The following is a 13,572-nucleotide window of genomic DNA, read 5'->3' as shown; positions in this document are numbered from 1 at the left end:
ACGGAATTCTATTTCCCGTCATAGATCCTAAAGCCTGTCGCAGTGAATGGATTCACTGCGACAGGCTTTATCTCTTATTGTGTCGCATGGACGTTATCGTTTTATTGAGAACAATAAAACGCGACATGCTTTATCGCTCGATGCACGAGACGTCGCCTGGGCCACAGGTCGGAATAGGACGACCACCGTCAGGACCCGGACGGTTCATATCGCGGGGGCCTCTTCGGTCACCATCATTGCGGTCTGGTGGCGGTGGCGGAGGTGGTGGGCCACCGGGGCGACCATCATCAGGACGTCTATCAAAGCGATCGTTCGGCCGTTCCATGCCGTCACGCCGGTCCATGCGCCACCTCTCCTGGTCGCGCCGATCCATGTCTCTCCTACCCATGTCCGGCCGATCCATATCGCGTCGATCCATGTCTGGGCCGCGATCATCTGAGAACCTTGGCGGTGGACCGTCGCGGTGCCAGACCGGCGGTGGTGGCGGGGCACGGCGCCAACGATCCCGGTCACGGTAGAAATCGCGACCGCGATAATTGCGATCCCAATATTGATCGACACGGAAAGTCACGGTCGGAATGCCCAGGCGACCATAATAATCCGGATCAACATAAATCCGGCGGCTGGAATATTGGGTCTGGAGATAGCTGCCGGAAATCCAGCCGCGATAGCCCGCATAGCCCACATCGCACCAATTGGCCGATGACAGGCAACCAAAAATTTCAACCCTGTTTCCGGCTGGCACCACCAGAACCGGCGGATATTGCGTGCTGGGGCCAGCGCGCAAATTCACATTTGCGGTTGAGATCGCTTGTGCCGCCTCGGCCATTGCCGGCGCTGCAACAGCCATCAACCCCGCAAATGCAGATAGGTAAACTCGTTTCATTCCATGTGCTCCGTGGCCGTCCCTGACCTTGGCTTTTCTTGTCTTTTTATGACAATCGCTTGTAAACGTCCGTGACGGATAGTTGTTCCCGGCGGTTCAGCTTTTGCATTATATGAAATACTGAAACAACATCGACAGGCTTTTTTGTGGCTGCTGGCAGGTTTACGCCGCTTTTACGGTGCCTCAGGTGGGACAGATGGAAGCATCTGCCGAGAAAAAACGTGATCGCAATGTCAAACCCTTGACTTTAGCCCTGCTTCGTCCGACCTCACGGTCTACTGCATCATTCTCCAAACCGGAATCGATTTAGAGAATCATGCAATACTTATAGAGCTACAGTGAACCTTGGTGCACATATATGGCGCACGGCGCTGTAGAAATTCAGGAGACCTGCGATGAGTGACGCCGCCAAAACCACAATTGATCAGGCAGAAGTTGACCGCTTTTCCGCAATGGCCGCCGAATGGTGGGACCCAACCGGCAAATTCAAACCCTTGCATAAGATCAACCCTGTGCGGCTTGCCTATATCCGCGACAAGGTTTCGGAACATTACGGCCGTGACCCGCGCGCCCACCAGCCTTTGGCCGGTCTGCGCGTGCTGGATATCGGCTGCGGCGGCGGGCTTTTGTCCGAGCCGATCGCTCGCATGGGTGCCGAGGTGCTGGGTGCCGATGCATCGCCCAAAAACATTGGCATTGCCAGCACCCATGCGGCCCAAACCGGCGTTGCTGTCGATTATCGCGCCATCACCGCAGAAGAACTGACTGCCAATGGCGAAACATTTGATGTGGTGCTCAACATGGAAGTGGTGGAGCACGTTGCCGATGTCGACTATTTCATCTCGACCTGTGCCTCCATGGTGCGCCCCGGCGGGCTGATGTTGATCTCAACCATCAACCGCACCCTCAAGGCCCGCGCGCTTGCCATTGGTGCCTGCGAATATATTCTGCGCTGGCTACCGCGCGGCACCCATCAATATGAAAAGCTGGTGCGCCCGGAAGAGCTGGAAAAGCCAATTCTCGGGGCCGGTATGGAAGTCTCGGAAAAAGTCGGGGTGTTTTTCAACCCCTTCCTGAACCAGTGGAACCTCTCGTCTGACACGGATGTCAATTACATGATGCTGACACGCCGTCCCAACAGCCAAAACGCATGAGAGCGCAAGATATCATTGCCTTCTGGCAGGACGCCGGGCCAGAAAAATGGTTCAGCAAGGACGATGCCTTTGATGCGAAGGTCGAAAAAATGCTTGGGCGGCTGCATTTTGCGGCCGCGCGAGGCGAATTGAATGATTGGCGGGCGAGTGCGCAAGGCACGCTGGCTCTGCTGATTTTGCTCGATCAGGTGCCGCGCAATATCTTTCGCAACAGCGCCCACAGCTATGCCACCGACAGCCTGGCGCGCCGTATCGCTGAAGACGGCATTGCTGAAGGCTTTGATCAGCAGTGTGAGACAAGCCTGAGGTTGTTTTTCTATCTGCCCTATGAGCACTCGGAAGCTCTTGCCGATCAAGAGACCTCCATGCGGCTTTTCCAAGCCCTTTTTGACGCAACCGGCGACGAAGAAACGCTGAAATTTGCGATCTTGCATCGGGACATCATCAGACGGTTTGGCCGCTTTCCCCACCGCAACATCGCGCTGGGGCGCACGACCACACGAGCAGAACAGTCCTATCTGGATGAAGGCGGCTTCAAGGGCTGATACCCGGCGCTCATCGATCAATTCACATCATCCGGCAGAACCGGCAGCGGGGCCACGTCAATGCCCTCATCAATCAAGGCATGCACTTCATCTGGTGAGGCATTGCCGATGATGCCACGGGCTTCGCTTTCGCCATAGTGGATCTTGCGGGCTTCCTCAGGAAAGCGTTCACCAACATCTTCACTATTGGCTTTCACGGCAGCAACGGCTTCTTTGAGCTTGATAAACGCTTCTTTCTGCACCTGATCAAACACCAGCTTCTGGCCTTCTTCCTTCTTTCTGGCGGTTGCCACAGACGGAGCCATCAGGGTTTTGGAAATCGAAGCCGACGCACAGACCGGACAGGTCAGAAAGCCGCTTTCCTTTTGCCGGTCAAAATCGGCACTTTCAGAAAACCAGCCTTCAAATTCATGACCATGATCGCAAATCAGCGAATAGCGGATCAAACCGTCATCCCCCCTTTGGCAAGTGCAGGCAGAATATCGAGATTGAAATCACGGCCATTCTTCAGATTGGGAATTTTTGCCCGTGATGCTTTCACCACATCGAGATCAATTTCAGCCATCACCACAGCCTCGCCCTCGCCCGCTCCTTCTGCCAAAACCCGGCCCCAGGGGTCAATGATCAACGAGTGGCCATAGGTTTCGCGACCGTCTTCATGCAGACCGGCTTGTGCCGCCGCAATCACAAAGGCACCATTTTCAATGGCTCGCGCCCGCAGCAGAACGTGCCAATGGGCTTCGCCGGTCTGGCGGGTAAAGGCGGCAGGCACAGTCAGGATCTCAGCGCCTGCCATGGCCTCGGTGCGAAACAGCGATGGAAAGCGCACATCGTAGCAAATGGCAAAGCCCAGCTTACCAAAGGGCAGGTCAACAACGCGGGCATCCTTGCCCGGCTCATAGGCAGCGCTTTCACGCCAGCTCTCGCCATTGTCGAGATCCACGTCAAACATGTGGATCTTGTCATAGGTGCAGATTCGTTTGCCATTCGGCCCAAACACAAAGCCACGATTGGCAATTTTGCCATCCGGGCGGGCAATGGCGGTGGAGCCAACATGGACGTGAATGTTCAGCTCTTTGGCCAGATCAGCGGCAGTTGCCGCAATCAGGTCTGTGTCTTCGTCGCGCAGCATGGCGCGCAGGGCGTCGCGATCACGCATCAAAGCCCCGGTCATTTCCGGTGTCTGCACGTAAGTCGCACCGTCTGCCGCTGCCTGCCTTGCAAGCTTGACCATGGTCGCGGCATTCTTTTCCGGGTCCATGCCGGAGCACATTTGCAGCGCTGCAACTTTGATGGTCATGACCAATCCTTAATTTGCCAACATCGGATCAAGCTTCTCAGCCCGGTCCAGAGCATACAGATCATCACAGCCGCCAATATGCTGGCCGTTGATAAAAATCTGCGGAAAGGTGGTGCCGCCGGATTTGTCCATCATTTCTTGGCGCAAAGCCGGATTGCCCGTCGCGTCAATTTCGGTGAAGTCCACACCCTTGGATGTCAAAAGCGATTTGGCGCGGCTGCAATAGCCACATCCCTGTCGCGTATAAATTGTCACGGACGCCATGTCGTCTCCGGCTCATATGTGTAAGAAGATCGATTTCTCATGTTGATATAGTACCAGCAATCGCCATTGCAAAGGTCAAAACCGTGACATCAGTGGCACCCGCCCGCTTGAGCGCCCGTGTTGCGGCCTTCACGGTGGCACCCGTGGTGTAAACATCATCTATCAGCACCAGACGGCGGCCCAGCACCTCGGAGCGCCTGCGCTCCAGCACCTTGAAAGCGCCGCGCACATTGTCGGCCCGCCCTTTGGCTGTCAGCCCCACCTGCTTTTGCGTGCGCTTTACCCGCATCAATGCGCCAGACACCATGGGCTTGCCGGAAAGGCGCGCCAAAGCCCGGCCCAATTCTGCCGATTGATTATACTGGCGCGAAAACAGCCGCCAGCGATGCAGCGGCACCGGCACAATCGCATCGGCCTCCGCCAGCGCATCCCGACCGGCGCGCAGCATCCAGTGCGCCATCATCGGTGCCAGATCGGTGCGATCACCGTATTTCAGCCGATGAACCAGATCGCGCACCGCGCCATCATGGGCAGCCACGGCCCGCAAGCGATCAAACGGAGGCGGATCGGCAATGGCCTGAGCGCTGATCATGCCCGCACCCGGATCATAGTTGAACGGTAGGCCCAGAACTTCGCAAAAAGGGCGCTCGATAAAGCGCACGCTGCGCCAGCAGCTTGAGCAAAGCGCTCCCCCCTCCGCAATCGGCAATCCGCAGGTGGCGCAGCCCGGCGGATAGACAATGTCACGCACACCATGGGCAAACTTGCGCGCATGGTGCCATCCGCCCTGGCAAAGGCCTGCCCATCTCGCTGGATTGCGCCATTCAATCTTCATGGATCTCTTTAGAGCAAGACCACGGATTTTGCGCAACCAACTTTCTTTCTGCGAACGGCTGGCCTATAGCCTGTTGCAGACGAAAAAGGACACGGCCATGGAGCATCTTTTTGATCAAGCGCTGATCAGCGGAAACCGCGCGCGGGCAGCGCAGCGCGCCACACCAGATGCCGGTTTCCTGCTGGATATTGTTGCGACTGAGCTGGCGGAGCGTGTTGCCGTTGTCGAGCGACAGTTTGATCAGGCAGTCGAGTTGCATGGCGTGGACGGCCGCGCGGCCTTGGCCTGTTTTGAAACGGGCCGCATTTCTGCGCTGCGCCGAGTGGAAACCAGCGATGCCTTTGCCAAGCCCGGCGAAGAAATCATTCATGCGCCGATTGAGCACCTGCCGCTTGAAGAGCAATCCGTCAATCTTTTGCTCTCGCCGCTGGTTTTGCATCTGACCAATGACATGCCGGGACTTCTCATTCAGATGCGGCGCGCGCTCAAGCCCGATGGCCTGCTGCTGGCCGCTCTTCCGGGTGCTGGCACGCTGGCCGAATTGCGCGATGTATTGCTGGCAACAGAGGTGGAAATGAGCGGCGGTGCCAGCCCGCGTGTCATGCCCTTTGCCGATGTGCGCGACATGGGCAGCCTGTTGCAACGCGCAGGTTTTGCCCTGCCCGTGGTCGACATGGAAGATTACACAGTCCGTTATGATTCGATTTTTCCGCTGATGCGCGATTTGAAAGCCATGGGCATGGCCAATCCGCTGCAGGCCCGCAGCCGCAAGCCCCTCAATCGTGCCTTTTTCATGCGGGCCGCAGAGCTTTATGCCGAGCGCTACAGCGATCCCGATGGCCGCATCCGTGCCACCTTCTCGATCATCTACATGTCAGGCTGGGCACCCCACGAAAACCAGCCCAAGCCACTCAAGCGCGGCTCGGCCCGCATCAGCCTTGCCGACGCGCTCAAAGACACCATGGATTCGCTTGAGGACAAAAGCTAAAGCATATCGCATTTGACGGGGAGCAGCCGCTTGCGAATGGACAGGCCCTGCGCGTCAGGCAAGCGCATTGCTCATGGTGGTGATAATATAGTCAAACAAATTGTTCAGAGCTTTATAATATTCGCCCAGCGCCAGATAGAGCGACACCGCAATAAGGGCGGCTATCAGGCTATATTCCACGGCCGTTGCGCCGGTCTGGCTCGAGATGAAACCGCGCAGTGTTATTGCAAGACGGTAATGCCGTAACTGGTGCTTGAACAACATGCTTCCCCCGACCAACTGTTGCTCTGCGCAACATCGTATCAACTATTGCTTTGCACAACATGAGACGAACTGTAACGCACAGAGGGTTACAGGGGAGTTTATGCCATAAAAAGAATGCAATCGTGTTTTTTTATCAGCTCACGATAAATTCAACAGCCGCCATCGCCCGCACTGGCACCGACAATGCACACGGCACCGGGCGTCTCTTGCAACACGCTGCGGCGGATTGTGTAACGCTTGCCAGGCTCACCGGATGAGGTGATGGAGCCTGTGCTCATGGTATCAACAGAGCCGGGCTTCAATGCCATCTGTGCTGAACTTGTAGGATCTGACACCATAGGAGTTACCACCAGTGTCACAGCAACCGCTGCCACGGCGAAAAGCAGGGCGACATTCACCACCCCGATCCGACCAGATCTGGAAGCCGCACGTCGCGACTGCCGAACGTCCTTTCCAAAATCCTTATTTGTCATACCAAACCCCAACATGCCCTCTTGCGCATGGCCCGGCTCACGAGCCATGGAACACCACGAGATAACAGTTTCAAATTTCAACACGCGACAGCGCCGTTGGTTTTATCAAACCCACAAACGACGCTGCATCGCTTTTCATCTGCTGCCCGATTGCTGAAATCCACGCCGATTTCAAAAATCATCCAGCGGCGAATCAGTTCAATAACTGAAGCTGACCAAGCCTATATCGCTAGAATGCCGCCGTGAAGCTTAACACTCTGTTAAACTTCACCCACAAGACACAAAATAGCCCCAAATTAACACGGGTTTTAACCGTTCATCCACAATTTTACAAAAGGTCTTGCAAAAACGGGATCAGAGGCTCGTCGGCGGGCGGCATGGGGTGGCTACGCAAATCCATGGGTTTGACCCATTTTATCGCCTGTCCTTCACATCCACGGGCAATGCCTTCATAGCGGCGGCAGACGTAGAGCGGCATCAACAGATGAAAGGTCTCATAGGTGTGGCTGGCAAAGGTCAGGGGGGCAAGACACGCGACTTTGGTGACAATGCCAATTTCCTCGACCAACTCACGCACCAGTGTTTCTTCCGGTGTTTCGCCTTTCTCAACCTTGCCGCCGGGAAATTCCCACAGGCCAGCCAGCGATTTGCCTTCCGGCCGCTGGGCCAGCAAGATGCGGCCATCACTATCTAGCAAGGCGCAGGCCGCCACCAGAAGAATGGGTCGATCCGGCTGGGTCATGGCACGCCCTCTGGACGCCAATAGCAATAGCGATAGGCCTCTTGAAATCCAAGCTTGCGATAGAGCGCCAGAGCCGCACCATTATCGGCCTGCACCTGCAACCACGCCATTTTCGCGCCGCGCAATCTGGCCCAGCGCAAAGCGGCGTAGGACAGCTCAAACCCTACGCCTTGGCCTCTATGGCTCTCGCTGACAGCGAGCTGCAACAGGCCGGTCAAATCATTGTCATGCACACAGATAACGCCAGCAACAGGCCCGTTACCGGGAACCTCGACCAGAAACAGCCCGGATGGCGGCTTGATATTGGTGATAAGCTCGGCAAGGGCGGGCTTCAATGCCGGGTCTTCATTTTGCAGCGTCAGGCTGGCATCAACGAAGCGGCCAATGTCCTGGCTGGGCAGATGATCCATCACGTCATGCTCACCCAGATTGGCCAGATCCAGCACCATCACAATGCTTTCATCAAACCGATGCCAGGCGTCTTCACGCAACACATCCACCACCTGCGGCGGAGCCAGCGGCGTTTCGCGAAACACCATCTCGCGACCATAGGACAGAAATTTGCGCTGGGCTTTCTCCAGTCGCAAACGAATGTCGCGCGTGTCCGAACGATCCAGCGCCACAACGCAATTGACCCGTTTCGATGGATGGCCGCCGGTCAGGCGAACCTGCCAGCTGCCGTCATAATGCACCGATGCGGCAGGCCATGCCCGAAAGCTCACCGCCTCCAGCCTGCGCACCTGCGGCAGGCTGGGCTGTGCAATGGATTGATCAGCCTCCGCCATCAGCTCCGATAGTCTCCGTTAATGGCCACGTATTCCTTGGTCAAATCACAGGTATAGACCGTTGCCGTGCCAGACCCTAGTCCCAGATCCACCGTGACCGGAATGTCTTGCCCTTGCATCACAGCCGTGGCCGCAGCCTCGGAATAATCCGGGTCACGCTCGCCATTAACGGCCACGCGCACATCGCCAAACCAGATCGCCAGACGGTCGCGGTCGGCCACTTCTCCAGCCTTGCCCACAGCCATGACAATGCGGCCCCAATTGGCGTCTTCACCAGCCACAGCCGTTTTCACCAAAGGCGAATTGGCAATCGACAGGGCGATCACCTTGGCAGCCGCGTTGGTTTGCGCACCCTTGACGGTGATTTCCAACATTTTGCGCGCCCCTTCACCATCGCGAACAACCTGCAAGGCAAGATCCTTGAGAAGATCATTCAGGGCCGCGCGAAAACTCTCAAGACGCGCGTCATCGGCGCTCTCGACCTTGGCCTGACCATCACCGGCTGCGGCACCCGTGGCAAACAACATCAAGGTGTCAGACGTGGATGTGTCGCTATCCACGGTCACCGAGTTAAAGCTTGGGCCAACGCCTGCCGACAACAAGGATTGCAACGCATGCGGGGCAATATCGGCATCTGTCACCACGAAGGACAGCATGGTGGCCATGTCCGGCGCGATCATGCCGGCACCCTTGGCAATGCCATTGATGGTCACGCGCACGCCACCGATCTCGGCGGTGCGGGTTGCAACCTTCGGATAGGTATCGGTGGTCATGATCGCCTTGGCGGCTTCCAGCCAGAAATCGCCCGTGGCGTCCTTGGCCATCTGATCCAGCACGCCTGAGAATTTCGTCGCATCCAGCGGCTCGCCGATTACACCGGTTGAGGCCAGATAAATTTCATTTTCACCACAGCCCAGCGCTACTGCTGCAGATTTCGCGGTCAACTCGGTCGCAGCTTTGCCCTTTACACCGGTAAAGGCATTGGCGTTGCCGGAATTGACCACAACGCCACGGGCAACGCCATGGCTGAGATTCTGTCGGCAGAAATCCACCGGTGCAGAAGGGCATTTGGATCGGGTAAACACACCGGCAACACTGGCTGGACGATCAAAGACCATCAACAAAACATCGGTGCGGTTTTTATATTTGATGCCGGCGGCGGCAGTGGCCATGGACACGCCCCGAACAGCAGGCATTTCAGCATAGCTTTTGGGCGCAAGAGGAGAAACGGTCGCAGACATGAATGGAAAGCCCCCGGAGATAAAATGGAAATAGGCCCGCCGTAAACGGCAGACCCTTTGTTTGAAGAACGGAAAGCTTACTTCTTCGGTGCTGCGTCAGCTGGCTTTGCATCAGCAGGTGCTGCATCAGCGGGTGCTGCTGCGTCGCCAGCCTGCGCCTTGCTGATGTCCTCATAGCCCTTCTTCAGGTCCGCATCGAGAATATCAACTTTTTCCGATGCCTTGGCCTTTTCCAGCAGAGCAAGATACTTGTCGCGCATCACCAGCTGGCGAACCTGCTGCTCAACGTCTTCAAACTTCGGCGGAGCCGCATCGCGGATGTCTTCAACCTTGATGACGTGGTAGCCGAACTGGGTCTTCACCGGTGTCTTGGTGTAGGTGCCGGGCTTCAGCGCAAATGCGGCTTCTTCAAATTCAGGCACCATACGACCCTTGGTGAAATAGCCCAGGTCGCCACCTTCCGACTTGTTCGGATCGGTCGAATGTTCCTTGGCCAGTTCAGCAAAATCCTTGCCAGCATCGAGCTGCTTGATGATATCCTTGGCTTCGTCTTCGGTCTTCACCAAAATGTGACGCGCGTGGATTTCCTGCTGCTTGGGCAGAGCGGCAATTTCTTTTTCATAGCGTGCCTTCACTTCAGCTTCTGTGGTGGCATCCACCACGTATTTTTTGAAGTAGGCATTGTGCAATTCGCGGTCAGCAATAAATGCCATGCGCTGCTTGTAGGCCGGATCATCCTTCATGCCATCCTTGATGGCGTTGCCAGCCAGAAGCTTGACATCAATGGCACCAGACAAGGCCGCCACTTTTTTCTGTTCTTCTGGCATCTGCGCAAATTGCGGATCCAGATTGGCCATGGCCAAATCCAGTTCGGACTGGTGAATTTCGAGCTTACCCACCTTGGCGACGACAGCGTCATCGGCAAAAGCCTGCGTGGACAAAGCCACCACAGCGGCACAAGCAGCCAAAACGAGTTTATGAGAACGCAGCATGAAAGAACCCTTCAGGTAAAAAAGACGCCGACTGAGACTGCCAATCAGCTCAAAACAACAGAAAGCACCAGATTGTGGCGCTTGTGGTGCATGCTGTGCCGTTGACATAATTCGACCCCCCTCTTATCTGTCACGCAACTCCACGTCCAGAGCAGTTTCCGGGCGTGGCACGTCATTCTTTTCGCAAGGCAGCGATAAGTGACGCGAGAACCTCGTGACGGAATTCAGAAAGGACCACAGACATGGTCAGTCTTGGTGGAATAGCCCGCAAAATTTTCGGCTCCTCGAATGAACGCCGCATCCGGGGAAACAAGCCTCGTGTCGCCGCGATCAACGCGATGGAAGACAGCATCAAGGCGTTGAGCGACACTGAACTGGCCGCAAAAACGCTCGAGTTTCGCGAGCAGCTCAAAAATGGCAAAACGCTCGACGATATTCTGATACCCGCCTTTGCGGTTGCGCGCGAAGCATCGCGGCGCGCCCTTGGCATGCGCCCGTTTGATGTTCAGCTCATCGGCGCGATGATCCTCAACGAAAATGCCATTGCCGAAATGAAAACCGGTGAAGGTAAAACGCTGGTGGCAACCCTTGCCGTTTACCTCAATGCCTTGTCTGGCAAGGGCGTGCATGTGGTAACCGTCAACGATTACCTCGCTTCACGCGATGCCGCCATCATGGCCAAGCTCTACAGCTTCCTGGGCCTGACCACCGGTGTGATTGTTCATGGTCTAGACGACGACCAGCGCCGTGCGGCCTATGCTTGCGACATTACTTATGCCACCAACAATGAGCTTGGCTTCGATTATCTGCGCGACAATATGAAGTTCGAACGCAGCCAGATGGTGCAGCGCGGCCATAATTTCGCGATCGTCGACGAAGTCGACTCCATCCTGATCGATGAAGCCCGCACGCCATTGATCATTTCCGGACCGCTGGACGACCGATCCGATCTCTATTCGACCATTGACGCCTTCATTCCAATGCTCACATCGGATGATTATGAAATCGATGAAAAGCAGCGTTCAGCCAATTTTTCCGAAGTCGGCACCGAGAAATTGGAAAACCTACTGAAGGATGCAGGCCTTTTGAAAGGTGTGTCGCTCTACGACGTGGAAAACGTCGCGATCGTGCATCACATCAACAATGCGCTCAAGGCACACAAGCTGTTCCAGCGCGATAAAGATTATATCGTGCGCAATGACGAAATTGTGATCATCGACGAATTCACCGGCCGCATGATGCCGGGCCGTCGCTATTCGGAAGGGCAGCATCAGGCCCTCGAAGCCAAGGAAAAGGTCACAATCCAGCCAGAAAACCAGACTCTGGCCTCCATTACCTTCCAGAACTATTTCCGCATGTATGAAAAGCTGGCCGGCATGACTGGTACGGCCTCAACCGAAGCAGAAGAGTTTCAGGATATCTATGGCCTGAGCGTGATTGAAGTTCCGACCAATCTTCCCATCCAGCGTATCGACGAGGATGATGAAGTTTACCGGACGTTTGAAGAAAAATTCAAAGCGATCATTGAAGACATTCGGGCAGCCCACGAACGCAACCAGCCTGTTCTGGTCGGCACGACCTCGATTGAGAAATCCGAGCTGCTGGCCACCATGCTGCGCCAGACCGGCTTTACCGATTTCCACGTTTTGAACGCTCGTTACCATGAGCAGGAAGCCTATATCGTTTCGCAGGCTGGCGTTCCCGGCGGCGTCACCATCGCCACCAACATGGCGGGTCGCGGTACCGACATCCAGCTCGGCGGCAACATCGACATGCGCCTTGAGCGCGATCTGGAAGGCATGGAAGAAGGCCCGGAGCGCGATGCCAAGGAAGCGGCCATTCGCGCCGAGGTCAAACAGCTCAAAGAAAAGGCACTGGCGGCGGGCGGTCTTTACGTAATCGCCACGGAGCGTCACGAAAGCCGCCGTATCGACAACCAGTTGCGCGGCCGCTCCGGCCGTCAGGGCGACCCGGGCCGATCAAAGTTCTACCTGTCGCTTCAAGACGATCTGATGCGCATCTTCGGCTCTGACCGTATGGACAGCATGCTGCAAAAGCTGGGCCTCAAGGAAGGCGAAGCCATTGTGCATCCGTGGATCAACAAGGCCTTGGAACGCGCCCAGAAAAAGGTCGAAGCCCGCAACTTCGACATGCGTAAAAACGTGTTGAAATACGATGACGTGCTCAACGATCAGCGCAAGGTGATCTTTGAGCAACGTGTTGAAATGATGGAATCGGAAGACCTGTCGGAAACCATTGCCGACATGCGTCACGAGCTGATTGAAACCATTGTTCGCACCCATATTCCAGAGCGCGCCTATGCTGAGCAGTGGGATGTGGAAGGTCTGAGTGCTGCCGTCACGGCCCATCTCAACCTTGATGTTCCGATTGCTGAATGGGCACAGGAAGAGGGCATTGCCGAAGACGATATTGTCGAGCGCCTCAAGAAGATCTCAGATGATCTGATTGCTGAAAAGACCGAGCGTTTTGGCCCTGAAATCATGGCCTATATCGAACGGTCAGTGCTACTGCAGACCATCGACAATCTGTGGCGCGAGCATATCGTCAATCTCGATCACCTGCGCTCGGTTGTGGGCTTCCGTGGTTACGCCCAGCGCGATCCTTTGCAGGAATACAAGGCAGAAGCCTTTGAGCTGTTTCAGGCCCTGCTCGCCAATATGCGTGAAGGCGTGACGGCGCAGATGATGCGGGTTGAGATCGTGCGTGAAGCCGAAGGCGAGCCCACATTGCCAGCCATGGAAGCGCATCATATGGATCCATTTACGGGTCAAGATGAGTTTGCGGCCAATGATGCCTATGTGGCACCGGAAAACCGCAATCCCGATGATCCGTCAAGCTGGGGCCGCGTCAGCCGCAACGAGGCTTGCCCTTGCGGCTCTGGCAAAAAATACAAGCATTGCCACGGCGCGCTGATCGCTTAATCTGCATAAACCCAAAATTGGTCGGGACACATCGCAAGATGTGTCCCGTTTCTGTATGCGCGACAGGATTTTGTTAACCCTGAACTGGCAAGACTAGAGTTTGTCAGGGAAAAGTGGAACCCGGTTTTCCCGAAAAGACAAACGAAAACAAAGAATTTAGA

Annotated in this window: 15 protein-coding genes; 4 read left to right on the top strand and 11 right to left on the bottom strand. The window is 55.9% G+C overall.

Annotated features, from left to right (window positions below; translation table 11 throughout):
• Positions 1 to 130 precede the first annotated feature (130 nt).
• Positions 131 to 886 carry an SH3 domain-containing protein gene (locus BJF95_RS21955; RefSeq protein ID WP_075641591.1) on the bottom strand — a complete coding sequence of 252 codons (756 nt, stop codon included), beginning with the start codon at positions 884 to 886 and terminating at the stop codon, positions 131 to 133.
• A gap of 395 nt (positions 887 to 1,281) precedes the next feature.
• On the opposite strand from BJF95_RS21955, the gene ubiG reads away from it, so the two are divergent.
• Positions 1,282 to 2,040: a bifunctional 2-polyprenyl-6-hydroxyphenol methylase/3-demethylubiquinol 3-O-methyltransferase UbiG gene (ubiG, locus tag BJF95_RS21950; protein ID WP_075641590.1), complete on the top strand. Its 759-nt coding sequence runs from the start codon at positions 1,282 to 1,284 to the stop codon at positions 2,038 to 2,040.
• The gene (locus BJF95_RS21945; protein ID WP_075641589.1) at positions 2,037 to 2,585 is read left to right on the top strand and encodes a DUF924 family protein; all 549 of its coding nucleotides are present in this window, start codon (positions 2,037 to 2,039) and stop codon (positions 2,583 to 2,585) included. The genes ubiG and BJF95_RS21945 overlap by 4 nt, the downstream gene beginning before the upstream one ends.
• A 17-nt stretch (positions 2,586 to 2,602) precedes the next feature.
• On the opposite strand, the gene BJF95_RS21940 is transcribed toward BJF95_RS21945, so the two are convergent.
• From BJF95_RS21940 to BJF95_RS21925, 4 genes are read right to left on the bottom strand one after another with little or no spacing between them, the layout of a single operon-like run.
• Positions 2,603 to 3,031, bottom strand: a complete 429-nt coding sequence (locus tag BJF95_RS21940; protein ID WP_075641588.1) for a DUF1178 family protein — start codon at positions 3,029 to 3,031, stop codon at positions 2,603 to 2,605.
• Entirely contained in the window at positions 3,028 to 3,885 is an 858-nt protein-coding gene (locus tag BJF95_RS21935) for a carbon-nitrogen hydrolase family protein (protein ID WP_075641587.1), read from the bottom strand. The genes BJF95_RS21940 and BJF95_RS21935 overlap by 4 nt, the downstream gene beginning before the upstream one ends.
• A 9-nt stretch (positions 3,886 to 3,894) precedes the next feature.
• Positions 3,895 to 4,149 carry a glutaredoxin 3 gene (grxC, locus tag BJF95_RS21930; RefSeq protein WP_075641586.1) on the bottom strand — a complete coding sequence of 85 codons (255 nt, stop codon included), beginning with the start codon at positions 4,147 to 4,149 and terminating at the stop codon, positions 3,895 to 3,897.
• Between the two features lie 37 nt (positions 4,150 to 4,186).
• Positions 4,187 to 4,984, bottom strand: coding sequence for a ComF family protein (locus BJF95_RS21925; protein WP_139317591.1), 798 nt, complete (start codon positions 4,982 to 4,984; stop codon positions 4,187 to 4,189).
• Positions 4,985 to 5,081: 97 nt separating this feature from the next.
• Between BJF95_RS21925 and BJF95_RS21920 the strand changes: the two genes are divergently transcribed.
• A complete protein-coding gene (locus BJF95_RS21920) occupies positions 5,082 to 5,972 on the top strand; it encodes a methyltransferase domain-containing protein (RefSeq protein WP_075641653.1) in 891 nt (296 codons plus the stop codon).
• 54 nt (positions 5,973 to 6,026) lie between these two features.
• Here BJF95_RS21920 and BJF95_RS21915 read toward each other — a convergent pair whose 3' ends face one another.
• The 6 genes from BJF95_RS21915 to BJF95_RS21890 all read right to left on the bottom strand — a co-directional run bounded on the left by BJF95_RS21915 (position 6,027) and on the right by BJF95_RS21890 (position 10,469).
• Positions 6,027 to 6,236 carry a Flp family type IVb pilin gene (locus BJF95_RS21915; RefSeq protein WP_075641585.1) on the bottom strand — a complete coding sequence of 70 codons (210 nt, stop codon included), beginning with the start codon at positions 6,234 to 6,236 and terminating at the stop codon, positions 6,027 to 6,029.
• Between the two features lie 149 nt (positions 6,237 to 6,385).
• Positions 6,386 to 6,709, bottom strand: coding sequence for a hypothetical protein (locus tag BJF95_RS21910; protein WP_075641652.1), 324 nt, complete (start codon positions 6,707 to 6,709; stop codon positions 6,386 to 6,388).
• A gap of 328 nt (positions 6,710 to 7,037) precedes the next feature.
• Positions 7,038 to 7,451 (bottom strand): 8-oxo-dGTP diphosphatase MutT, encoded by a 414-nt coding sequence (mutT, locus tag BJF95_RS21905; protein ID WP_075641584.1) that lies wholly within the window; start codon positions 7,449 to 7,451, stop codon positions 7,038 to 7,040.
• Complete coding sequence (locus BJF95_RS21900; RefSeq protein ID WP_075641583.1) at positions 7,448 to 8,236, bottom strand: GNAT family N-acetyltransferase; 789 nt, start codon at positions 8,234 to 8,236, stop codon at positions 7,448 to 7,450. Before BJF95_RS21900 ends, mutT begins: the two co-directional genes overlap by 4 nt.
• The gene (gene argJ, locus BJF95_RS21895; protein ID WP_075641582.1) at positions 8,236 to 9,477 is read right to left on the bottom strand and encodes a bifunctional glutamate N-acetyltransferase/amino-acid acetyltransferase ArgJ; all 1,242 of its coding nucleotides are present in this window, start codon (positions 9,475 to 9,477) and stop codon (positions 8,236 to 8,238) included. Before argJ ends, BJF95_RS21900 begins: the two co-directional genes overlap by 1 nt.
• 77 nt (positions 9,478 to 9,554) lie before the next feature.
• A complete protein-coding gene (locus tag BJF95_RS21890) occupies positions 9,555 to 10,469 on the bottom strand; it encodes a peptidylprolyl isomerase (protein ID WP_075641651.1) in 915 nt (304 codons plus the stop codon).
• A gap of 242 nt (positions 10,470 to 10,711) precedes the next feature.
• Here BJF95_RS21890 and secA point away from each other — a divergent pair, with 242 nt between their 5' ends.
• Positions 10,712 to 13,411, top strand: coding sequence for a preprotein translocase subunit SecA (gene secA / locus BJF95_RS21885; protein ID WP_075641581.1), 2,700 nt, complete (start codon positions 10,712 to 10,714; stop codon positions 13,409 to 13,411).
• The last annotated feature ends 161 nt before the right edge of the window (positions 13,412 to 13,572 follow it).

This window comes from Rhizobium oryziradicis (assembly GCF_001939045.1).
In the GTDB taxonomy this organism is placed as follows: Bacteria; Pseudomonadota; Alphaproteobacteria; order Rhizobiales; family Rhizobiaceae; genus Allorhizobium; species Allorhizobium oryziradicis.
This window is presented reverse-complemented; position numbering and strand designations above follow the sequence as displayed.